Here is a 19,965-nt window from a genome sequence, read left to right on the forward strand (position 1 = left end):
CTTGAACCCGCGCCGGGAAAAATCAGACGCCGAGCGACTTCAGCTTGCGATGCAGCGCCGAGCGCTCCATGCCGACGAATTCGGCCGTGCGCGAGATGTTGCCGCCAAAGCGGTTGATCTGGGCGATCAGGTAATCCTTCTCGAACATCTCGCGGGCTTCGCGCAGCGGCAGCGTCATGATGTGATAGTCGTTCTTGGTCGAGACCTTGGGCAGCATGTCGCCGAGGTCGGTCGGCAGCATGTCGGCGGTGATCGGTGCATCCGGGCCGTCGGTGCGGGCAAGGATCATCAGCCGCTCGATATTGTTGCGCAGCTGGCGGATGTTTCCCGGCCAGTCGTGGGCCTGCAGCACGGCCATGGCATCGTCGCCGATACGGCGCGGCCGGATGCCCGCCTGCTCGGAAATCTGGCGCATGAGCTGATCGACGAGGAACGGGATATCCTCGCGACGCTCGGCAAGCTGCGGCACACGCACCGGCACGACAGCCAGGCGATGATAGAGATCTTCGCGGAACCAGCCCTCGGCGATGCGGCTTTCCAGATTATAGGCGGTCGAGGAGATGATGCGCACATCGACCTTCACGCGCTTGGAGCCACCCACACGCTCGAACTGCTGATCGACCAGAACGCGCAGGATCTTGTTCTGCGTTTCGCGCGGCATCTCGCCGACTTCGTCGAGATAGAGGATGCCGCGATGGGCCTCTTCCAGCGCGCCGATCTTGCGGGCCTGACCCGGAGCGCCTTCGGTGCCGAACAGCGCCACTTCCATGCGGTCGGGCGTGATGTTGGCGGCGTTCAGCGCCACGAAGGGGCCGTTGGCGCGCGCCGACTTCTTGTGGATCATGCGCGCCACGAGTTCCTTGCCGGAACCGGATGCGCCGAAGATCATGATGCGGCTGTTGGTGGGCGAGACCTTGTCGATCGTCTGGCGCAGCTGCGAGACGGCGACCGAGGTGCCGATCAGTTCCACCGCATCGCCGGCGCGGCGTTTCAGCTCGATATTTTCGCGCTTCAGCTTGGAGTTTTCCAGTGCCCGCTCGGCGATCAGGATCAGCCGGTCGGCCTTGAACGGCTTTTCGATAAAGTCGAAGGCGCCGCGCTTGATGGCCGAGACGGCCGTCTCGATATTGCCGTGGCCGGAAATCATGACGACGGGAAGCTCTGGATGACGGGTCTTGATCTCGTCCAGCAGCGAGAGGCCGTCGAGCTTGCTGCCCTGCATCCAGATATCGAGGAAGACGAGGCGCGGCACGCGATCGGAAATCGCCGCCAACGCGCTGTCGCTGTCATGCGCCATGCGGGTTTCGTGCCCCTCATCCGACAGGATACCGGCAACGATCTCGCGAATGTCATGTTCGTCATCGACGACGAGAATATCAGAGGCCATATACGCTTTCCTTGTCACTGGCTGCCGGGGTTGCGGCGACATCCCGGCGTGGCAGATGCACGCGGATCATGGCCCCTCTTCCCTGGTCAAAATCTGCGGGTGCATCATGCAGTTCGAGCTGCCCGCCATGTTCCTCGATGATCTTCTTGACGATGGCGAGGCCGAGGCCGGTGCCCTTCTCCCGCATCGTCATGTAGGGTTCCAGAATGCTGTGACGGTTCTCGACAGGCAGGCCGCGGCCGTTGTCGATAATGTCGACCGTGAAGCGATCGCGCGCTTCATCCTTGGACGTGCGGACGAGGATCTTGCGCTCCTCGCGCTCCTCACTCGGCACGGCTTCGATCGCCTCCACCGCATTCTTGATCAGATTGCCGAAGGCCTGCCCCAGCATGCGGCTGTCGAAGGCGCCTTCGAGCCGCTCCTCGCCGAGTTCCTGCAGGAAGGTGATATGGTTATTGCCCATCTCGCGCAGGAAGATTGCGTCGTGAAGGATGGCGCGCAGGTCGCTCGGCTCCTTCGTCGGCTTCGGCATGCGGGCAAAGGCGGAGAATTCATCGACCATGCGGCCGATATCGCCGACCTGACGGATGATCGTGTCCGTACACTGGTCGAAGACGGCACGGTCGTTCTCGTCGATCTGCTTGCCGTAACGGCGGCGGATGCGTTCCGCCGAAAGCTGGATCGGCGTCAGCGGATTCTTGATCTCGTGGGCGATGCGGCGCGCAACGTCACCCCAGGCAGTCGAGCGCTGTGCGATAACGAGATCGGTGATGTCATCAAGCGTGATAACGTAGGATTCGCTGAGATCGCGCACTTCCTCGCGAGTGACCTGAACGCTCAGCGTGCGCACCGTGCCGCCGCGCACCAGCGCGATCTGCTTGCGGAAATCGCCGCGGTAACGCGCGGCAGCTTCCGTCAGCACCTGATCGACTTCAGGGGCGATTTCCGACAGCTGCTTGCCGAGCATGTTGTCGGCCTGGAGCGCCATCAGCGTTTCCGCCGAACTGTTGACGATGGTGATGCGCCGGTCCTGTTCGACGCCGATGACGGCGGCCGTGACACCCGACAGCACGGCCTCGATGAAACGGCGGCGGTCGTCCACCTCGTCCTTCGCCTCAAGGATCTCGTCGCGCTGGGTGCGGATTTCCGAGATCATCTTGTTGAAGGTGCGCGAGAGGCTGGCGACGTCACCATCAACGGCGTGGACGGGAACGACGATGTCCATATTGCCGGAGGCGACGCTATCGGCGGCGGTAATCAACAGGCGGATCGGCCGCACGATACGGTCGGCGACCGCAATCGCGGTCCAGATCGCCGCCAGCAGCACGATCAGCGCAAAGCCGATATAAAGAACCGCGAAGGCGATCTGCAGCGAGACCCGGCCAGCCTCCATCGAGCGGTATTCGGTGGCGTTCTCCTCCATCATGCGCATGGCGTTCATGACCTTGGGATCGACCGCGCGCACCGTATAGAGGAAGGTTCCGGGGATCGCCTCGAGCCGGATGATGGCGCCGACGAGGTTGGTGACACCGGGCGGAATGAGCGTGGGCTGGCCTGCGGCCGCCTTTTCCAACGCATCCTGCGGGATGGCGGGGAGCGGTTTTTCCGTAGCGATATCGGCCTGGACGACGACCGAGCCGTCACGTTCGACCAGGAAGGCGCCGAGCAGGCCGCGGCCCCTTGCCTGCCGGGTCATCAGCTCGCCGAAGCCGGTCCTGTCGAGGCTGTAGAGCGCGCGGTTGCGCTCCAGGTCATTGGCCATCGATACCGTCTGGCCCTGCAGATAGCTGGCATTTTCCAGCATATAGGCCTGGCCGATATTGCGGGACGAACTCACGATCGCCTGGGTGCGAAGGGCAAACCAGCGGTCGAGGCCGGCATTGAGCGTGATACTGGCAAAGATCGCCACCAGAATCGCCGGCGTGATCGCGACGATCGAGAACAGCACGACGATGCGGATATGCAGGCGCGCAGCCGCGCGGCCGCGCGTGCGGGCCTTGAAAAGCCGCGCGACCTCGCGGCCGATCAGGGCGATCAGGCCGAGGACGAAAAAGGAATTGATGACGACCGAACCGATGACCACATGCGAGGTCGGGGCAATCGGCGTTACCCCCAGCAGCACGAAGAGCGTGACGGTCGCGCAGACCAGCGCACCGCCGGCAAGCACGAGGCCCGGTACCGCAAACAGGGCACGACGGTCGGTCACCGTTGTCACCGCCTCGCTCGCCGCTTCCGGCGATACCCCTTCTTCGTCCATTCAGCCTCTCTTCGGACGGCATTGCCGCCACGCCCAACGGGAAGCCGAACGGCGCCGGCTTGCGAGAAACCGGCGTTCAAACGACTCGATCGTGGGCGAATGTCCAAACCCTATGCGTGACCTTTAAGCAACGCATTGTGGCGAAAATGCAACGCGCCTTGCCACAATGTCAAGGTCGAAGGTCAGGCGGTCCGCGAGCTTCTGTAGACGGAAACGCCGAGTTCGCGGATCTTCTTGCGCAGCGTATTGCGGTTCAGGCCCAGGAGGTCGGCGGCCTTGATCTGGTTGCCGCGGGTGGCCGTCAATGCCGCAAGGATCAACGGATATTCCATTTCCGTCAGCACCCGGTCGTAGAGGCCGGGCGGCGGCAGATTCTCGCCGAAGCTTGCGAAATAGGTGCGCATGTTCTCTTCGACCGCCTGGGCGATCGTCATCGAACCGCTGCGGATCGGCCCCTTGTCGATCGGGCTGTCTGGAACGTCGGAACGCAGCTCGGCATCGATGATTTCGCGGGTGATGACATCCTGTGGATAAAGCGCCATCAGGCGGCGAATGAGGTTTTCCAGCTCACGCACGTTGCCCGGCCAGGCATAGGCCTTCATCAATTCCAGCGCTTCCTGATCGAAACGCTTGGAGCCGAGACCTTCCTTTTCGGCCTGCTGGACGAAGTGGCGGACGAGGTCCGGGATATCCTCCGCGCGGTCGCGCAGCGGCGGCAGGCGCAGCGGCACGACATTGAGGCGATAGTAGAGGTCTTCGCGGAAGAGGCCCTGGTTGATCGCCTGCTTCAGGTCCTTGTTGGTCGCGGCCACGATGCGCACGTCGGTGCGGATCGGCGTGCGGCCGCCGACGGTCGTATATTCGCCCTGCTGCAGCACGCGCAGCAGACGCGTCTGGGCATCCATCGGCATGTCGCCGATCTCATCGAGGAACAGCGTGCCGCCTTCGGCCTGTTCGAAACGGCCGGTCGAGCGCGTTTGGGCGCCGGTAAAGGCACCCTTCTCATGGCCGAAGAGCTCGGACTCGATGAGGTCGCGCGGAATGGCCGCCATGTTGATGGCGACGAAGGGGCCGTTGCGGCGCTTGCCGTAATCGTGCAGGGCGCGGGCAACAAGCTCCTTGCCGGTGCCGGACTCGCCGGTGATCATCAATGTCAGGTCCGTCTGCATCAGGCGGGCGAGCACGCGGTAGATTTCCTGCATGGCCGCCGAACGGCCGACGAGCGGCATGCCGTCCTGCATGTCCTCATCGAGCTTGGCCGGCTTCTTCTTCGGTTCGGCAAGCGCGCGCCCGATGATGCCGATCAGCTCCGTCAGGTCGAAGGGCTTCGGCAGGTAATCGTAGGCGCCCTTTTCGGAAGCCTTGATCGCGGTCATGAACGTGTTCTGCGCGCTCATGACGAGAACCGGGAGTTCCGGCCGCGCCTTCTTGATCCGCGGCAGAAGGTCGAAGGCATTCTCATCCGGCATGACGACATCGGTTACGACGAGATCGCCCTCGCCTGCCGAAACCCAGCGCCACAGCGTTGCGGCATTGGAGGTGATGCGCACATCATAACCGGCGCGGCTCAAGGCCTGATTGAGCACCGTGCGGATGGCCGCATCGTCATCTGCAACGAGGATCGTGGCTGTCATCGATTGGGTCCTGTCGAGCTTGCAATAGCGGCGTCATCAAGCGAGGCATCCTTGGAGGCCGGCATGAGGACGCGGAAAATCGTGCGGTTGTTCTGGCTGTCGCATTCGATAATGCCGCCGTGATCGCCGATGATCTTGGCAACCAGGGCGAGGCCGAGACCGCTGCCGTTCGGCTTGGTGGTGATGAACGGGTCGAAGAGATGCGGCAGCAGGTCCGTCGGCACGCCGGGACCGTTGTCGATGACGCAGAATTCCAGCGGCAGAGAGATTTTCTCGCGCGTGCCGGCAACCGACAGGCGGATGCCGGGGCGATAGGCCGTCGTCAGGATGATTTCTCCATCCTGACGGTCGCCGACGGCTTCGGCAGCGTTCTTCACCAGATTGAGGAAGACCTGCACGAGCTGGTCGCGATTGGCGTAGACTGCCGGCAGCGACGGGTCGTAATTTTCCGTCACGCGGATATTGCGGGCAAAGCCTGCCTTTGCCACGGCCTTTACATGGTCGAGCACGGAATGGATGTTGACGGGCACCCGGTCGACCGGGCGCTCGTCGGAAAACACTTCCATGCGGTCGACCAGCGAGACGATACGGTCCGTCTCGTCGCAGATCAGCCGCGTCAGGGCGCGGTCGTCATCGACCACGGACTGCTCGAGCAGCTGGGCGGCGCCGCGGATGCCGGAGAGCGGATTCTTGATTTCATGTGCCAGCATCGAGGCCAGACCCGTGACCGAGCGGGCGGCGGCGCGATGCGTCAGCTGCCGGTCGATCTTGTCCGCCATCGAGCGCTCCTGGAAGACGACGACGACGGAGCCCGGCTCGGCAATCACGGGCGCGACATAGAGATCGACGAGCTTGTCCTGGCCGAGGCGGGGCGAGCTCAGATCCACACGGTATTCGTTGACCGGCGCCTTGCGTTCGCGCACCTGATCGATGAGCGCCAGGAGCGGGCTGCCGAAGGGAATGAAGGTCGAGATGCGATAGCGGGAGAGATGCGCGGCGCTGGCGCCGAAAAAGGCTTCGGCCTCCCAGTTCGCAAAGGCGATGAAGCCGCCCTCATCGACCATGACGACCGGGTTCTGGATGGCGTTCAGCACCGCCATCGCCATGGGGTTGACCGCACTCTCGGAAGAAGCCGTGCCGTCCTTGCTCATGCCGCCTCCCGCCGTTCCACTGCACCTGCCGCCATCGCGCCGCCGAAGCGGGCGATAACGTCATCCGGATTACGCGATGTCATGATCGCAGCCTTGTCTTCGCCCGCCAGATCCGGCGCGAACCGCTCCAGATACCAGCCGAGATGTTTGCGGGCGTGCCTGACGGCAACGGCCTCGCCGTAAAAGTCCAGCATCATGCGATAGTGCTCGACAGCAATGGCGGCGATGTCTTCGCGCGACGGTTCGCGCGCGCCAGCGAGAACGCCGGCATGCCAAGGCCTGCCCTGACAGCCGCGGCCGATCATGACCGCATCGGCGCCGGAGCGGCGCAAGATCTCCCGTGCGTCCTCGGCCGTCTCGACATCGCCATTGGCGATCAGCGGTATGGAAATCACATCGCGCACGGGGCGGATCGCATCCCAGTCCGCCCTGCCCGTATAAAACTGCATGCGGGTGCGGCCGTGAATGGTGACGAGCTGCACGCCCGCCTCTTCGGCACGTCTGGCAATATGCGGCGCGTTGATGGAATTTTCGTCCCAGCCGAGGCGCATCTTCAGCGTGACGGGGATATCGACCGCCTTCACCGTCGCCTCGATGAGCTCGAGCGCATGATCGGGATCGCGCATCAGCGCCGAACCGGAATAGCCGCCGATCACCTTCTTGGCCGGGCAGCCCATGTTGATATCGATGATATCGGCGCCATGATCGGCCGCGATCCTGGCGGCTTCAGCCATCCAATAGGCCTCGCGGCCGGCGAGCTGAACCATGTGCGGGCGGAAGCCGGCAGCGCGAAGGCGCGCCCAGGATTCGGCGGTATCGTTCACCAGCTCCCGGCTGGCCACCATCTCGGTCACGACGAGGCCGGCGCCATGGCGCCAGGCAAGCTCGCGGAACGGCATGTCCGTCACGCCCGACATCGGTGCAAGCACAACGCGGTTCCGCACGGACACAGGTCCGATTCTGAAAGGCGTTGCGAGGTCCTTGGAAATCAAATGATTATCTTTCAGGCACACCATGTAACTGCATTATTTTTAGCCATAGTTCTGCGGCTTGCCAAGAGGGTCGAGCCCGAATTGATATTTTTTGGGCAAATGCTGGAAAAGGTCCAAACAAGGCGATAGAGCAACTGACATCCATTCCGCATATTTCAGGGATTTATGCTGCAAATGCATACTAAGCAACCGATATCGGCTGGAATTGTCGTCGTTGCGGCGGGCCGCGGCGAACGCGCCGGATCGCCCGAGGAAGGCCCCAAGCAATACCGGATGGTCGGCGGCAAGCCGGTTATCGTCCATACGCTTGAAAACTTCATGACATGGGGACCGGCAAAGCAGATCGTCGTCGTCATCCACCCGGACGACGAAGCGCTGTTTGCCAGAGCCTCCCGGCACATCATCTCGGCCACGCCGATCGAGACGGTTCATGGCGGCGCGACGCGACAGCAATCGGTGCTCGCCGGTCTGCGGCACCTCAAGAACAAGGGCATCAGCCATGTGCTGATCCATGATGCGGTGCGCCCCTTCTTCGATCACCGGCTTCTCGACCGGATCGCCGATACGCTTCTGGCCGGCGCGCCGGCTGCCCTGCCGGCAGTGCCGGTTGCCGATACGCTGAAGCGGGCCGGCAGCGACGGGAAGGTGGTCAAGACCGTTTCGCGAGACCAGCTCTATGCGGCCCAGACGCCGCAATCCTTCCACTTCGCCACGATTCTCGATGCGCATGAGAAGGCGGCCGCAAGCGGCAGAACGGATTTCACCGACGACGCCTCGATTGCCGAATGGCTTGGTATTCCCGTGACGATCGTCGAAGGTGCCTCGACCAATGTGAAGCTGACCGTCAGGAGCGATATCGCCATGGCCGACGACAAGCTCTCGGGAACCCGCATTCCGGATGTGCGCACCGGCAACGGTTATGACGTGCATCAGCTGGAACCCGGCGACGGTGTGACGCTCTGCGGCGTCTTCATTCCGCACGACCAGAAGCTCAAGGGCCATTCGGATGCCGATGTTGCGCTGCATGCGCTGACGGATGCGCTGCTTGCCACCTGCGGCGCCGGCGATATCGGCGACCATTTCCCGCCTTCCGACCCGCAATGGAAGGGGGCTGCATCCGGCATCTTCATCGAACATGCGGCGCGGATCGTGCGCGATCACGGCGGCACGATCACCAATGCCGATGTCTCGCTGATCGCGGAGGCACCGAAGGTCGGGCCGCATCGCGAGGCCATGCGTGCCAATCTGTCGGAATTCCTCGGCATCGACATCGAACGCTGCTCGGTGAAGGCCACCACCAACGAAAAGATCGGTTTCGTCGGGCGGCGAGAAGGGATCGCGGCGATTGCGACAGCAACCGTCGTCTATGGAGGCACGAAGCGATGAGCCTGTTTCCGGCGGATATTACCTCGATCGCTGCGAGCATTGTTCGCGATTTCACGGCTGCGGGACGGATGCTGTCGACGGCAGAATCCTGCACCGGCGGCCTGATTGCCGGCGCGCTCACGGAAATTCCGGGATCGTCCGCCGTCATCGACCGTGGTTTCGTGACCTATACGAACGCTGCCAAGATGCAGATGCTCGGCGTGCAGGAGGAAACGCTCGTCCGTTTCGGCGCGGTATCGGAGGAGACGGCGCGGCAGATGGTGCATGGCGCCCTCTTCCGCTCGCGCGCCGACCTTGCGATTGCCGTGACAGGCATTGCCGGCCCCGGCGGCGGATCGCCGGAAAAGCCGGTCGGGCTGGTGCATCTTGCGGCGAAATCACGTTCAGGTAAGCTTATTCACCGTAAGATGCTCTACGGCGATATCGGCCGCACGGAAGTCCGGCTGGCAACAATCCGGACGGCGCTTCAAATGCTTATTGAAATTGCGTGATCTTGCGTGAGGGAACAAAAGGCAGGAATTTCGGTTTCTGCCGCATCCAGGCAACAGCCTGTTTTGAGGGACCAGTCAGATGAGATATTTCGCGTGCATCGGTGTCGTCTTGAGCCTCGCCTGCGTTTCGGCGGCTGAGGCACCATCCAACTATCAGGTTCGCGGCGGCATCAGGGTGGATTCCGATCCGACGCTGCTGCGCAAATACGATCACGCGCTCGCCCGCTGCCAGCCGGAAGCCCTGGGCTACCGCGGCTCACCGGATACGAGCAGCCTGATCTACAATGCGGCGCTGCGCAGCTGCCTCTATCGCTACAGCTTCGTCGATCGCGGTGCCTATGCCTATCCGGCCACGCGCATCTTCGATCATTTCATCGACCGCTGACCAATCAGCTGTAGATCGCCGCCGCCCGCTTCTCGAAGGCTTCCGTGAACATGCGGAAGGCCCGGTCGAACATCGAGCCCATGAGGGCGCCGAGAATGCGGCTCTTGAACTCGTAGTCGATGAAGAAATCGATCGTGCAGCCACCACCCTCCGCTTCCACAAACCGCCAGCGGTTGTCGAGGTAGCGGAACGGCCCGTCGATATATTTGACGTCGATGACGCGCTCGGCCCTGTTCAGCAGGACCTGGGTGGTGAAGGTTTCGCGGATCGCCTTGTAGCCGACGGTCATATCGGCAATCAGCAGCATCCTGCCGTCGCGCTCCTTGCGGTCCTTCACGACAAGGGCTTCGCAGAGCGGCAGAAACTCCGGATAGCGTTCGATGTCGGACACCAGGTCAAACATCTGGTCGGGCGTATGCGGGACGGAGCGATGCGTTTCGAATTGCGGCATGAAGCGCAGTTAAGCCGGCACACCGAGAAGATCAAGAAGCGCGCGCATCTGGCGGCGGGATTTCACCTGCAAAACCGGCACATGCGGCCCGTGCGCGGCAATCGCCGATATCACGCGCGGCGCGAACTTCGCCTCGAAGGTCCAGATATATTCCAGAAACTGCAGGTCGACCTTTTCGATACAGCCGGGCGCCATTTCAGGGCGCGTGCGACCGATATGTTTCAGCCAGCGCGTCATCACGCCCCAGACGCACAGCAGGCGCGGCATGCGCACCCAGATGACGATATCGGTGCGCGGGAGGCGGATATCGAAGGTGGAAGGATTGGTGCCGTCCATGATCCAGCGTTCGCCGGCAATCCTCTCGACGATGCGTTGCCGCTGCTCTTCCTTGCTGCGCTCGACCCAGCCCGGCAGCCAGAGAATATCACGGTCGATCGAAAGATAGGTCAGGTCGAACCGGTGCGCCAGTTTCTGCGCAAGCGTCGACTTGCCGCCGCCCGAGCAGCCGATGACCATGATGCGCCTCGCATTGCGGATCTGTCCGGCGGCGAAAGCGTTATCGACATTGTTGACGGCCTCGCCGGCTGTCCGTTCCATCGCAAGCCCTCCGTTCATCCCCTTGCGGCCGACGGCCGGGAGAGCAGTACCTCGCTGCTTCGTGTGACCCGACGATGACAATGAAGCGCCCAAAGAAAAACCGCGGCGAAAATCGCCGCGGTCCCATGAAAAACAGGGGGCAAGCTCCTACTCGGCCGCCATCAGCAGCTTCTTCTCGCGCGCGGCCTTCAGGCGGGCGAAGTCGTCGCCGGCATGGTGCGAAGAGCGGGTGAGCGGGCTGGAAGCGACCATCAGGAAGCCCTTGGTATAGGCGACCGTCTCGTAGGACTTGAACTCTTCCGGCGTGACGAAGCTCATCACGGCGTGGTGCTTGCGGGTCGGCTGCAGGTACTGGCCGATCGTCAGGAAATCGACATCGGCCGTGCGCAGGTCGTCCATCAGCTGGAGGACTTCGTTGCGCTCCTCACCGAGGCCGACCATGATGCCGGACTTGGTGAACATGGTGGGGTCAAGCTCCTTCACGCGCTGCAGCAGGCGGATGGAGTGGAAGTAACGGGCACCGGGGCGGACCGTCAGATAGTTGCCGGCAACCGTTTCCAGATTGTGGTTGAAGACGTCGGGCTTGGCCGCAACGACGCGCTCCAGCGCACCGGGCTTCTTCAGGAAGTCGGGCGTCAGGATTTCGATCGTCGTCGATGGCGAAGCGGCGCGGATCGCCCAGATCACCTTCTCGAAATGCTCGGCGCCGCCATCCTCCAGATCGTCACGGTCGACGGAGGTGATGACGACATGGCTCAGGCCCATTTCTTTGACCGCCTTGGCGACGTTTTCCGGCTCGGCCATGTCGAGCGCGTTCGGCTTGCCTGTCGCCACATTGCAGAAGGCGCAGGCGCGGGTACAGATCTCGCCCATGATCATGAACGTGGCGTGCTTCTTGTCCCAGCATTCGCCGATATTCGGGCAGCCGGCTTCCTCGCAGACGGTGACGAGCTTGTGCTCCTTCACGATCGAGCGGGTTTCCGCGTAGCCTTTCGAGGTCGGCGCCTTCACACGAATCCAGTCCGGTTTGCGCAGGACTTCCGTATCGGGGCGATGGGCCTTTTCCGGATGCCGTACGCGCTTTGCCTCGGGATTGATCGTGTCGAGAATAGTGACCATGTCAGTTCAACTTTCCGCCGCCCCATGCGGCCCGGATTGCCATAGTGCGCATCGCGCCTTTATTCAAATCCTTCGATCTGACGGCACGCACCTTATCTTCGCACGAGACGCGCGAGGAATATCAGCAGGCAGGCGCCGATGAAACCTGTCACGAAATAGCCGAGCCTGCCGCCGGCCACCGCGATATGAAACTGCGCCAGGACGGCAGTGGCGACCACCGAACCGACAATGCCGAGAACGATGTTCAGCAGGATGCCGTAACGCGCTTCCATCAGCTTGCCCGCGAGCCAGCCCGCAAGTCCACCGATGATGATTGCCGAAATCCAGCCGACGCCTTCCATCTTGCCTCTACCTTAGAGCCGTTGCTCCGTCATTTCGTTTCCGCAATTCCGGACGCAAAACCGCTACGCACTTTTGCTGGAATTGGTCTTTTCCTTATCGCAATTCCGGACGCAAAACCGCTGCGCACTTTTGCTGGAATTGCGCGGTCTTTTCCTTGTCGCAATTCCGGACGCAAAACCGCTACGCACTTTTGCTGGAATTGCTCGGTCTTTTCCTTGTCGCAATTCCGGACGCAAAACCGCTGCGCACTTTTGCTGGAATTGCTCGGTCTTTTCCTTGTCGCAATTCCGGACGCAAAACCGCTGCGCACTTTTGCTGGAATTGCTCCTACGCTATCGCCCTTGCGATCAGCACCACGACGATGGCGCCGACTGTGGCGTGAACGATCTGAACCACCAATGCATTTTCAATGCCCAGCGAAATCCCCAGCGCATTGAACAGAAACCCGCCCACGAACGCGCCGATGATGCCGCTGAGCAGGCAGCGTATCAACCCGCCCCCGCCGACGACGAGGCTTGCGAGAAAGCCCGCAACAAGGCCGATCAGCAGGAAGACGAGAAGCGACTGCGTACCCATAGACATGATGATTTCCTTTCGCTTTTTCCACCCCGGAGCAGGCTGGCATCTTTCACTCCGGGCGATGGCGTTACGCCACGCCCGGATAGAGGGCGGACCGGGAAATTATCAAGCGTTCAGAACGCGGCCGTAAGCATCGAGCACGCTTTCCTTCATCGTTTCCGAGATGGTCGGATGCGGGAAGATCGTGTGCATCAGCTCCTCTTCGGTCGTCTCCAGGTTCATGGCGACGACGAAGCCCTGGATAAGTTCGGTAACTTCGGCGCCGACCATGTGGGCGCCCAGCAGTTCGCCGGTCTTCTTGTCGAAGATCGTCTTGACCAGACCCTGGTCCTCGCCGAGGGCGACGGCCTTGCCGTTGGCGCTGAAGGGGAAGCGGCCGACGCGGATATCGCGGCCCTGCTCCTTGGCCTTGGCTTCGGTGAGACCGACGGAGGCGACCTGCGGGTTGCAATAGGTGCAGCCCGGGATCTTCAGCTTGTCCATCGGATGAACGTTCGGCAGGCCGGCGATCTTTTCGACGCAGACGACAGCCTCATGCTCGGCCTTGTGCGCGAGAAGCGGCGGGCCGGCGACGTCGCCGATCGCATAGATGCCGGGCACGTTGGTCTTGCCGTAACCGTCGATGGCGATGAAACCGCGATCGGTCTTCACGCCGACAGCCTCAAGGCCGATGCCTTCGACATTGGCCTGCACGCCGACGGCGGAGATCATGCGGTCTGCGGTGATCGTCTCGGTCGTGCCATCCTTCTTCTCGATCGTGGCGGTGATCGAGTTCGCGCCCTTCTCCACCTTGGCGACCTTGGCTTCCAGATGGATCTTCATGCCCTGGCGTTCGAACTGCTTCTTGGCGAGCGCGGAAATTTCCGCATCCTCGACCGGCATTACCTGGCTCATGATTTCGACGACGGTGACGTCGACGCCCAGGGTGCGGTAGAAGCTTGCGAATTCGATGCCGATGGCGCCCGAGCCCATGACGAGAAGGGACTTCGGCAGTTCATCCGCCTTCATCGCCTCGAAATAGGTCCAGATCAGCTTGCCGTCGGGCTCGATGCCCGGCAGCGCGCGCGGACGGGCGCCGGTCGCGACGATGATGTGCTTGGCATTGTAGGTGCCCTCACCCAATGCATTCTTCGGCACCGGACCCATCGGCTCCATCGGCTTCTTCGTCGTCTTGGAAACGACGATCTCGCCGGGTTTGGTGATCCTCGCTTCACCCCAGATGACATCGACCTTGTTCTTCTTGAACAGGAAGCCGACGCCATTGTTCATGCGGTGCGCGATGCCGCGCGAACGGGCGACGATCGCCTTGATATCGGGTTTGATCGTGCCTTCCAGCGTCAGGCCGTAATCCTTGCCGTGCTGTGCCGTATGCAGGACGTCCGCCGAGCGCAGCAGCGCCTTGGTCGGGATGCAGCCCCAGTTGGAGCAGATGCCGGCCAGATGTTCGCGCTCGACGCAGGCGACCTTGAGGCCGAGCTGCGCGGCGCGGATGGCGGCGATATAACCGCCGGGACCGGAACCGATGACGATGACGTCGTAGGATTGAGCCATTGCTTTCCTGCCTTTGTTACGCTCCCGCGCGGGTCATCAGAACCCATGCGTGCTTCTTGCTGTTGTCGAAGAGCGGCACGGCATCCATGCGCGCCGCTTCCGAAAATCCGTTTCTTTTGTAAAGCGACAGAGCCGCTTCATTACTGTCCGACGTGATCAGGCTGACCGGTCGCCCGGCGGCCCTTTCGATCTGGTCTTCCAGCAGCCTCCTGCCGATACCGATCCCGCGCATATGGCGATAGACCGCAAGGCTGCCAATGAACCAGTGTCCGATCACCGATCTCTGCATGGCCAGCATCGGCTCTATGGCCGGATGCCGCGCTTCGAGATCGCGTATGCCTTCATCCACTTCATAACCGATCGCCATTCCGGCGATCTCGTCATAGGCCTCGGCAATGACGGCATTCTTCCAGCCGCCCAGCGCCTCGTCGCTCATCTTCAGCCGGCCCCGCTCCAGCGGCGTGTCGCTCATGCCGCTTGCGACATCGGCAAACCAGAGCCATGAGGCAAAGCCGTGCGAGGCAATGTCAGCCAGGATCGCCAGTTCCGAGGCATCCCGGCGGGAGGCCCGCCGGAGAGCGAGAAAGGCAGTCACCGTCAAAGGCCCAGCATCATCCGCACGATGGGCTCAAGGCCCCGACCGAGCGCACGCGTATTTTCCGCATCGAGGTGAATGCCGTCGAGCGGCGTGGTCCTGGCGACGGAATTACCATCGAAGAAGCCGCAGCCGAGTTCATCGGCAAGGTCACGGTAGAGCGTGGGAAGCTTTGCCGATTCCTCGACGCCGCCGGGGAAGGATGCGGCGAAGGGCACGTTGCCCGTCTCGCAGATTGCCGGCGGTGCCACGATCAGGATTTCCGGCCCGTCGAATTCGAAGGGCCAGGAATGGTTGCGGATCAGCCGCACGAGACGGCCGATACCCTGGCAGGCGGCAAAGGCGGAGCCGGCGACGACCGGCTTCATGTCGTTGGTGCCGAGCAGCAGGATGACGAGATCGAGCGGCGCATGCGTCTGCAGGATGGTCGGCAGGATGCGTGCGCCGTTGCGGTCGCAATCGGCAAGATGGTCGTCGAAGGCGGTGGTGCGGCCGTTCAGGCCTTCCGCGATGACGCGAGCCTCGCTTCCGAGCGTTGCCTGAAGCACGCTCGGCCAGCGGGTCTCGTAGGCATGACGGCCGATCGTATCGGCGTCATAGCCCCAGGTCAGCGAGTCACCATAGCAAAGAACAGTCTTCGTCATGTCCGCCCTCCCGCGTCCTGCTTAGACCAGCATGCCCATCGGATTTTCGATATAGCCCTTGAATGCCTGCAGCAGCTCGGCACCAAGAGCGCCGTCGACGCAGCGATGGTCGGTCGAGAGCGTGACGGTCATGACCGTTGCAATCGCCATTTCGCCATTCTTGACGATGACGCGCTGTTCGCCGGCGCCGACTGCGAGGATGGTCGCATGCGGCGGGTTGATGACGGCTGCGAAGTTCTTCACGCCCATCATGCCCATGTTGGAAACCGAGGTCGTGCCGCCCTGATATTCCTCGGGCTTCAGCTTGCGGTCCTTCGCACGCTTGCCGAGATCGCGCATCTCGTTGGAGATGATGGAAAGCGTCTTTTCCTCGGCCTTGCGCACGATCGGGGTGATCAGGCCGCCGGGGATCGACACAGCGACGCCGACATCGGCATGCTTGTGCTTGACCATGGCGTTTTCGGTCCAGGAGACATTGGCATCCGGAACATCGCGCAGGGCGAGAGCCATGGCCTTGATGACCATGTCGTTGACCGAAAGCTTGTAGGCCGGAGCGCCGTCCTTGCGCGGAGCGGCGTCGTTCAGCTGGGCGCGCAGCGCCATCAGCGCATCGAGTTCGCAATCGACCGAGACATAGAAATGCGGAACGGTCTGCTTGGATTCGACGAGGCGGCGGGCGATCGTCTTGCGCATGCCGTCATGCGGCACGAGTTCGTAGGAGCCCTGTTCGAAGAGTTTGAGCACGGCTTCGTCCGAAGCGCCCTTCGGAGCGGCAGCGGCCGGAGCCGGTGCAGCCGCCTGCGGGGCAGCCGCAGCAGCGGCCGGAGCGGCCTTGGCGCCACCGCCGGCAACAGCCGCTTCGATATCGCTCTTGACGACGCGGCCATGCGGACCGGTGCCGGCAACGGCGGAAAGATCGATCCCGGCTTCCTTGGCAAGACGACGGGCAAGCGGCGAGGAGAACGGGCGAGCGCCGCTCGAGGAAGCGGCAGCCGGCGCGGGTGCGGCGGCCGGAGCCGACCGTGCCGGGGCAGGTGCGGCCTCGGCCTTCGGTGCCTCGGCCGGAGCAGCAGCCTTCGGAGCCGGAGCGGCAGAGCCGGCGCCGCTTGCGGCGGCGGCGACATCCTCGCCATCGGCGGCAAGAACGGCGATCAGGGCATTGACCTTGACGCCTTCAGTGCCGGCCGGAACGACGAGCTTGGCAACCGTGCCTTCATCCACGGCTTCGACTTCCATCGTAGCCTTGTCGGTCTCGATCTCGGCGATCACATCGCCGGACTTGACTTTATCGCCTTCCTTGACCAGCCACTTGGCCAGATTGCCTTCTTCCATGGTCGGGGAGAGGGCGGGCATCGTGATATTGATCGGCATCGAAAGGCCCTCCCCTTATTTGTAGCAAACGGCTTTCACCGCATCGACCACTTCGCCGACATTCGGAAGCGCAAGCTTCTCGAGGTTTGCGGCGTAAGGCATCGGAACGTCCTTGCCGGCGATCGTCAGGATCGGCGCATCGAGGTAATCGAAGGCCTGCTGCATGACGCGCGTGGCGATTTCCGTGCCGACGGACGACTGCGGATAACCTTCCTCGACCGTGACGAGACGGCCGGTCTTCTTGACGGATTCGATGACCGTCGGAAGATCCATCGGGCGGATGGTGCGAAGGTCGATCAGTTCGACATCGATGCCGATCTTTTCGAGTTCGGCGACCGCCTTCGTCGCATAGGTCATGCCGATGCCGAAGGAGACGACCGTGACATCCTTGCCCGGACGGTGGATACGGGCCTTGCCGATCGGCAGGACGAAATTGTCGAGCTTCGGAACGTCGAAATGCTGGCCGTAGAGAATTTCGTTCTCAAGGAAGACGACCGGGTTCGGATCGCGAATGGCAGCCTTGAGCAGGCCCTTTGCGTCGGATGCCGTGTAGGGCATGACGACCTTGAGGCCGGGAACATGGCTGTACCAGGCCGCGTAATCCTGGCTGTGCTGGGCGGCAACGCGGGCAGCCGCACCATTCGGACCGCGGAAGACGATCGGAGCGCCCATCTGGCCGCCGGACATATAGAGCGTCTTGGCAGCGGAGTTGATGATCTGGTCGATCGCCTGCATGGCGAAGTTGAAGGTCATGAACTCGACGATCGGCTTCAGGCCGGCCATAGCCGCACCGACGCCGACGCCGGCAAAGCCGTGCTCGGTGATCGGCGTATCGATGACGCGGCGAGCGCCGAATTCCTGCAGCAGGCCCTGCGTGACCTTATAGGCGCCCTGATATTCGGCGACTTCTTCACCCATGACGAAGACGCTGTCGTCAGCGCGCATTTCTTCGGCCATGGCATCGCGAAGCGCTTCACGAACCGTCATCGACACCATTTCGGTGCCGGCCGGGATTTCCGGATCGTTCGGCACGAAAGCCTTGGGCTCGGCCGGGACCGGGGCAGAAGCTGCCGCAGGCTTTACCTCCTGCGCAACGGGAGCCGCGGCAACCGGGGCCGGCTGAGCGGCGGCCGGAGCGGCGGAAATCGCATCGGCGGATTCGCCTTCCTGCAGCAGGACGGCGATCTTGGCGTTGACCTTGACGTTCTCGGTGCCGGCCGGAACCAGGAGCTTGCCGATGACGCCTTCATCGACGGCTTCGACTTCCATCGTCGCCTTGTCGGTTTCGATTTCGGCAATCACGTCACCGGACGTGACCTTGTCGCCTTCCTTCTTGAGCCATTTGGACAGCGTGCCTTCTTCCATCGTCGGAGAAAGGGCGGGCATGAGGATATCGATAGGCATGGGTTCCCTCCCCGATTAGAGCAGAATGTCGGTGTAGAGCTCGGATGCATCCGGCTCCGGATCGGCCTGGGCGAAATCGGCGCTGTCTGCGACAATATCGCGGACTTCCTTGTCGATCGCCTTGAGATCGTCTTCGGTCGCCCAGCCCTTTTCCATCACGCGCATGCGGACCTGCTCGATCGGGTCCTGCTCGGAGCGCATCTTCTGCACTTCTTCCTTGGTGCGGTACTTCGCCGGGTCGGACATGGAGTGGCCGCGATAGCGATAGGTCAGCATTTCCAGGATGATCGGCCCCTTGCCGGAACGGCAATGCTCAAGCGCCTCGTCGGCGGCCGCCTTGACGGCGCGCACGTCCATGCCGTCGACCTGCATGCCGGGAATGCCGAAGCCGGAGCCGCGCAGCGAATAGTTCGACTGGGCGGTGGCGCGGGCGGTCGAGGTGCCCATAGCGTAGCGGTTGTTTTCAACGATATAGACGATCGGCAGCTTCCAGAGAGCAGCCATGTTGAAGCTCTCGTAGACCTGGCCCTGGTTGGCAGCGCCATCGCCGAAATAGGCAACGGCAACCGAGTCATTGCCGCGATAGCGGTTGGCGAAGGCAAGACCGGTGCCGAGCGAAACCTGCGCACCGACGATGCCGTGACCGCCGTAGAAATGCTTCTCCTTGGAGAACATGTGCATGGAGCCGCCCTTGCCGCGCGAATAACCGCTGCGGCGGCCGGTCAGCTCGGCCATGACGCCGCGCGCTTCCATGCCCGTGGCCAGCATATGACCGTGGTCGCGATAGGCGGTGATGACCTGATCGCCTTCCTTTTGCGCCATCTGCATGCCGACGACGACAGCTTCCTGGCCGATGTAGAGGTGACAGAAACCACCGATGAAGCCCATGCCGTACAGCTGGCCCGCCTTCTCCTCGAAACGGCGGATGAGCAGCATTTCGCGATAGGCCTTCAGCTCCTCGTCGCGATCGAAATCGGCGATGGGGCCGCCGTTCGATGCCTTGGCTGTGGATTTCGCACTGGTTTTGCGGCTGGAAACGGTCGCGGTTTTGCGCAACGCCATTCAACCCTCCCTATGGGTTTATCGGTTCTCAGGTGGCGCGTACCATAGGGAAGAAAAATGACCACAGCAATGCCATAATTGCATGGCTCATATTCGCCAGTAAATTATTGATAAACAAGCGAAATTTTAGATTAACCTAAATTCAGTTAATTGCGGTAGTGGTTGAAAATCACAATCTCGTCCGCGCGCGACATGTTGAGCTGATACCGCGCTTTTTCGTCGAGCATGTCCTTGTCCAGCGAGCCGTCGCTGAGCAGCGCCACCTGCGCCTCCAGATGCTCGCGCTTGGCCTTCAGCACGGCCAGCTCCTTCTCGCGCGCGATCCGCTGGCGCTCGAACGCCTCCGTCGCACGCAGACCGTAATCACCATGGATACAATGATAGCCGAAATAGGAGAGGAAGGCGACCGTCATGGCCGGAATGACGAAGCGACCGGTCTTTCTCTTCTTATGATGCTTTGTCCACATACACGCATGCTCTGACGCATTACCAATCATTTCAATCTAGCGCGCAGAGATTAACCGTTCGTTGACTCTGCATGCCTCGCGAACGGAGCCAACAAAAAAC

At 62.2% G+C, this 19,965-nt stretch carries 20 protein-coding genes; 3 read left to right on the forward strand and 17 right to left on the reverse strand.

The genetic code is table 11. The features are described 5' to 3' along the window. Positions 1-22: 22 nt before the first annotated feature. The 5 genes from ACFPWW_RS01675 to dusB all read right to left on the reverse strand — a co-directional run bounded on the left by ACFPWW_RS01675 (position 23) and on the right by dusB (position 7,445). Positions 23-1,387 (reverse strand): sigma-54-dependent transcriptional regulator, encoded by a 1,365-nt coding sequence (locus ACFPWW_RS01675; protein ID WP_112704839.1) that lies wholly within the window; start codon positions 1,385-1,387, stop codon positions 23-25. Continuing rightward, the gene (locus tag ACFPWW_RS01680; protein WP_377310047.1) at positions 1,377-3,644 is read right to left on the reverse strand and encodes a sensor histidine kinase NtrY-like; all 2,268 of its coding nucleotides are present in this window, start codon (positions 3,642-3,644) and stop codon (positions 1,377-1,379) included. Before ACFPWW_RS01680 ends, ACFPWW_RS01675 begins: the two co-directional genes overlap by 11 nt. 182 nt (positions 3,645-3,826) lie before the next feature. After that, the gene (gene ntrC, locus ACFPWW_RS01685) at positions 3,827-5,278 is read right to left on the reverse strand and encodes a nitrogen regulation protein NR(I) (protein WP_112568008.1); all 1,452 of its coding nucleotides are present in this window, start codon (positions 5,276-5,278) and stop codon (positions 3,827-3,829) included. Further along, complete coding sequence (locus ACFPWW_RS01690; protein WP_112568010.1) at positions 5,275-6,429, reverse strand: two-component system sensor histidine kinase NtrB; 1,155 nt, start codon at positions 6,427-6,429, stop codon at positions 5,275-5,277. Before ACFPWW_RS01690 ends, ntrC begins: the two co-directional genes overlap by 4 nt. Next, on the reverse strand, positions 6,426-7,445 hold the full coding sequence (dusB, locus tag ACFPWW_RS01695) for a tRNA dihydrouridine synthase DusB (protein WP_377310048.1): 1,020 nt from the start codon (positions 7,443-7,445) through the stop codon (positions 6,426-6,428). The genes ACFPWW_RS01690 and dusB overlap by 4 nt, the downstream gene beginning before the upstream one ends. 141 nt (positions 7,446-7,586) lie before the next feature. Here dusB and ACFPWW_RS01700 point away from each other — a divergent pair, with 141 nt between their 5' ends. The 3 genes from ACFPWW_RS01700 (at position 7,587) to ACFPWW_RS01710 (ending at position 9,683) form a co-directional block, all read left to right on the forward strand. Continuing rightward, complete coding sequence (locus ACFPWW_RS01700; protein ID WP_377310050.1) at positions 7,587-8,807, forward strand: bifunctional 2-C-methyl-D-erythritol 4-phosphate cytidylyltransferase/2-C-methyl-D-erythritol 2,4-cyclodiphosphate synthase; 1,221 nt, start codon at positions 7,587-7,589, stop codon at positions 8,805-8,807. Then, the gene (locus ACFPWW_RS01705) at positions 8,804-9,298 is read left to right on the forward strand and encodes a CinA family protein (protein WP_377310052.1); all 495 of its coding nucleotides are present in this window, start codon (positions 8,804-8,806) and stop codon (positions 9,296-9,298) included. The genes ACFPWW_RS01700 and ACFPWW_RS01705 overlap by 4 nt, the downstream gene beginning before the upstream one ends. A 79-nt stretch (positions 9,299-9,377) precedes the next feature. Then, complete coding sequence (locus tag ACFPWW_RS01710; protein WP_377310053.1) at positions 9,378-9,683, forward strand: hypothetical protein; 306 nt, start codon at positions 9,378-9,380, stop codon at positions 9,681-9,683. A 4-nt stretch (positions 9,684-9,687) separates the two neighbouring features. Here the strand turns inward: ACFPWW_RS01710 and ACFPWW_RS01715 are convergent, their stop codons facing one another. From ACFPWW_RS01715 to ACFPWW_RS01770, 12 genes are all read right to left on the reverse strand, one after another. Further along, positions 9,688-10,134 carry a type II toxin-antitoxin system RatA family toxin gene (locus ACFPWW_RS01715; RefSeq protein WP_377310055.1) on the reverse strand — a complete coding sequence of 149 codons (447 nt, stop codon included), beginning with the start codon at positions 10,132-10,134 and terminating at the stop codon, positions 9,688-9,690. A 9-nt stretch (positions 10,135-10,143) separates the two neighbouring features. Further along, entirely contained in the window at positions 10,144-10,731 is a 588-nt protein-coding gene (locus ACFPWW_RS01720) for an AAA family ATPase (RefSeq protein ID WP_112704843.1), read from the reverse strand. Between the two features lie 147 nt (positions 10,732-10,878). Continuing rightward, entirely contained in the window at positions 10,879-11,850 is a 972-nt protein-coding gene (gene lipA, locus ACFPWW_RS01725) for a lipoyl synthase (protein WP_112704844.1), read from the reverse strand. Between the two features lie 92 nt (positions 11,851-11,942). Beyond that, complete coding sequence (locus tag ACFPWW_RS01730; RefSeq protein WP_112568026.1) at positions 11,943-12,191, reverse strand: GlsB/YeaQ/YmgE family stress response membrane protein; 249 nt, start codon at positions 12,189-12,191, stop codon at positions 11,943-11,945. A gap of 328 nt (positions 12,192-12,519) precedes the next feature. Next, positions 12,520-12,774, reverse strand: a complete 255-nt coding sequence (locus ACFPWW_RS01735) for a GlsB/YeaQ/YmgE family stress response membrane protein (protein ID WP_112568028.1) — start codon at positions 12,772-12,774, stop codon at positions 12,520-12,522. A 102-nt stretch (positions 12,775-12,876) separates the two neighbouring features. Further along, complete coding sequence (gene lpdA, locus ACFPWW_RS01740) at positions 12,877-14,322, reverse strand: dihydrolipoyl dehydrogenase (RefSeq protein WP_377310058.1); 1,446 nt, start codon at positions 14,320-14,322, stop codon at positions 12,877-12,879. A gap of 16 nt (positions 14,323-14,338) precedes the next feature. Beyond that, a complete protein-coding gene (locus ACFPWW_RS01745; RefSeq protein ID WP_112704958.1) occupies positions 14,339-14,917 on the reverse strand; it encodes a GNAT family N-acetyltransferase in 579 nt (192 codons plus the stop codon). Between the two features lie 2 nt (positions 14,918-14,919). Then, positions 14,920-15,561 carry an SGNH/GDSL hydrolase family protein gene (locus tag ACFPWW_RS01750; protein ID WP_112568032.1) on the reverse strand — a complete coding sequence of 214 codons (642 nt, stop codon included), beginning with the start codon at positions 15,559-15,561 and terminating at the stop codon, positions 14,920-14,922. 21 nt (positions 15,562-15,582) lie between these two features. Beyond that, entirely contained in the window at positions 15,583-16,932 is a 1,350-nt protein-coding gene (locus ACFPWW_RS01755; protein ID WP_377310060.1) for a pyruvate dehydrogenase complex dihydrolipoamide acetyltransferase, read from the reverse strand. Between the two features lie 15 nt (positions 16,933-16,947). Continuing rightward, positions 16,948-18,336, reverse strand: a complete 1,389-nt coding sequence (locus ACFPWW_RS01760; protein WP_113413927.1) for a pyruvate dehydrogenase complex E1 component subunit beta — start codon at positions 18,334-18,336, stop codon at positions 16,948-16,950. Between the two features lie 15 nt (positions 18,337-18,351). After that, a complete protein-coding gene (gene pdhA / locus ACFPWW_RS01765; protein ID WP_112568038.1) occupies positions 18,352-19,398 on the reverse strand; it encodes a pyruvate dehydrogenase (acetyl-transferring) E1 component subunit alpha in 1,047 nt (348 codons plus the stop codon). A gap of 146 nt (positions 19,399-19,544) precedes the next feature. After that, positions 19,545-19,865: an FtsB family cell division protein gene (locus tag ACFPWW_RS01770; protein WP_112568040.1), complete on the reverse strand. Its 321-nt coding sequence runs from the start codon at positions 19,863-19,865 to the stop codon at positions 19,545-19,547. Positions 19,866-19,965 lie beyond the last annotated feature (100 nt).

The organism is Rhizobium sp. GCM10022189 (genome assembly GCF_042656325.1).
Lineage (GTDB): Bacteria > Pseudomonadota > Alphaproteobacteria > Rhizobiales > Rhizobiaceae > Rhizobium.

Excerpts from the sequence above, each read along its gene's own strand:
- ACFPWW_RS01715 (WP_377310055.1), bottom strand. The coding sequence starts at position 10,134 with ATGCCGCAATTCGAAACGCATCGCTCCGTCCCGCATACGCCCGACCAG.
- ACFPWW_RS01710 (WP_377310053.1), top strand. The coding sequence starts at position 9,378 with ATGAGATATTTCGCGTGCATCGGTGTCGTCTTGAGCCTCGCCTGCGTT.
- ACFPWW_RS01720 (WP_112704843.1), bottom strand. The coding sequence starts at position 10,731 with ATGGAACGGACAGCCGGCGAGGCCGTCAACAATGTCGATAACGCTTTC.
- ACFPWW_RS01760 (WP_113413927.1), bottom strand. The coding sequence starts at position 18,336 with ATGCCTATCGATATCCTCATGCCCGCCCTTTCTCCGACGATGGAAGAA.
- ACFPWW_RS01680 (WP_377310047.1), bottom strand. The coding sequence starts at position 3,644 with ATGGACGAAGAAGGGGTATCGCCGGAAGCGGCGAGCGAGGCGGTGACA.
- ACFPWW_RS01735 (WP_112568028.1), bottom strand. The coding sequence starts at position 12,774 with ATGTCTATGGGTACGCAGTCGCTTCTCGTCTTCCTGCTGATCGGCCTT.
- ACFPWW_RS01700 (WP_377310050.1), top strand. The coding sequence starts at position 7,587 with ATGCTGCAAATGCATACTAAGCAACCGATATCGGCTGGAATTGTCGTC.
- dusB (WP_377310048.1), bottom strand. The coding sequence starts at position 7,445 with ATGGTGTGCCTGAAAGATAATCATTTGATTTCCAAGGACCTCGCAACG.
- ACFPWW_RS01750 (WP_112568032.1), bottom strand. The coding sequence starts at position 15,561 with ATGACGAAGACTGTTCTTTGCTATGGTGACTCGCTGACCTGGGGCTAT.
- lpdA (WP_377310058.1), bottom strand. The coding sequence starts at position 14,322 with ATGGCTCAATCCTACGACGTCATCGTCATCGGTTCCGGTCCCGGCGGT.
- ACFPWW_RS01690 (WP_112568010.1), bottom strand. The coding sequence starts at position 6,429 with ATGAGCAAGGACGGCACGGCTTCTTCCGAGAGTGCGGTCAACCCCATG.
- lipA (WP_112704844.1), bottom strand. The coding sequence starts at position 11,850 with ATGGTCACTATTCTCGACACGATCAATCCCGAGGCAAAGCGCGTACGG.
- ACFPWW_RS01675 (WP_112704839.1), bottom strand. The coding sequence starts at position 1,387 with ATGGCCTCTGATATTCTCGTCGTCGATGACGAACATGACATTCGCGAG.
- ACFPWW_RS01730 (WP_112568026.1), bottom strand. The coding sequence starts at position 12,191 with ATGGAAGGCGTCGGCTGGATTTCGGCAATCATCATCGGTGGACTTGCG.
- ACFPWW_RS01770 (WP_112568040.1), bottom strand. The coding sequence starts at position 19,865 with ATGTGGACAAAGCATCATAAGAAGAGAAAGACCGGTCGCTTCGTCATT.
- ACFPWW_RS01705 (WP_377310052.1), top strand. The coding sequence starts at position 8,804 with ATGAGCCTGTTTCCGGCGGATATTACCTCGATCGCTGCGAGCATTGTT.
- pdhA (WP_112568038.1), bottom strand. The coding sequence starts at position 19,398 with ATGGCGTTGCGCAAAACCGCGACCGTTTCCAGCCGCAAAACCAGTGCG.
- ACFPWW_RS01755 (WP_377310060.1), bottom strand. The coding sequence starts at position 16,932 with ATGCCGATCAATATCACGATGCCCGCCCTCTCCCCGACCATGGAAGAA.
- ntrC (WP_112568008.1), bottom strand. The coding sequence starts at position 5,278 with ATGACAGCCACGATCCTCGTTGCAGATGACGATGCGGCCATCCGCACG.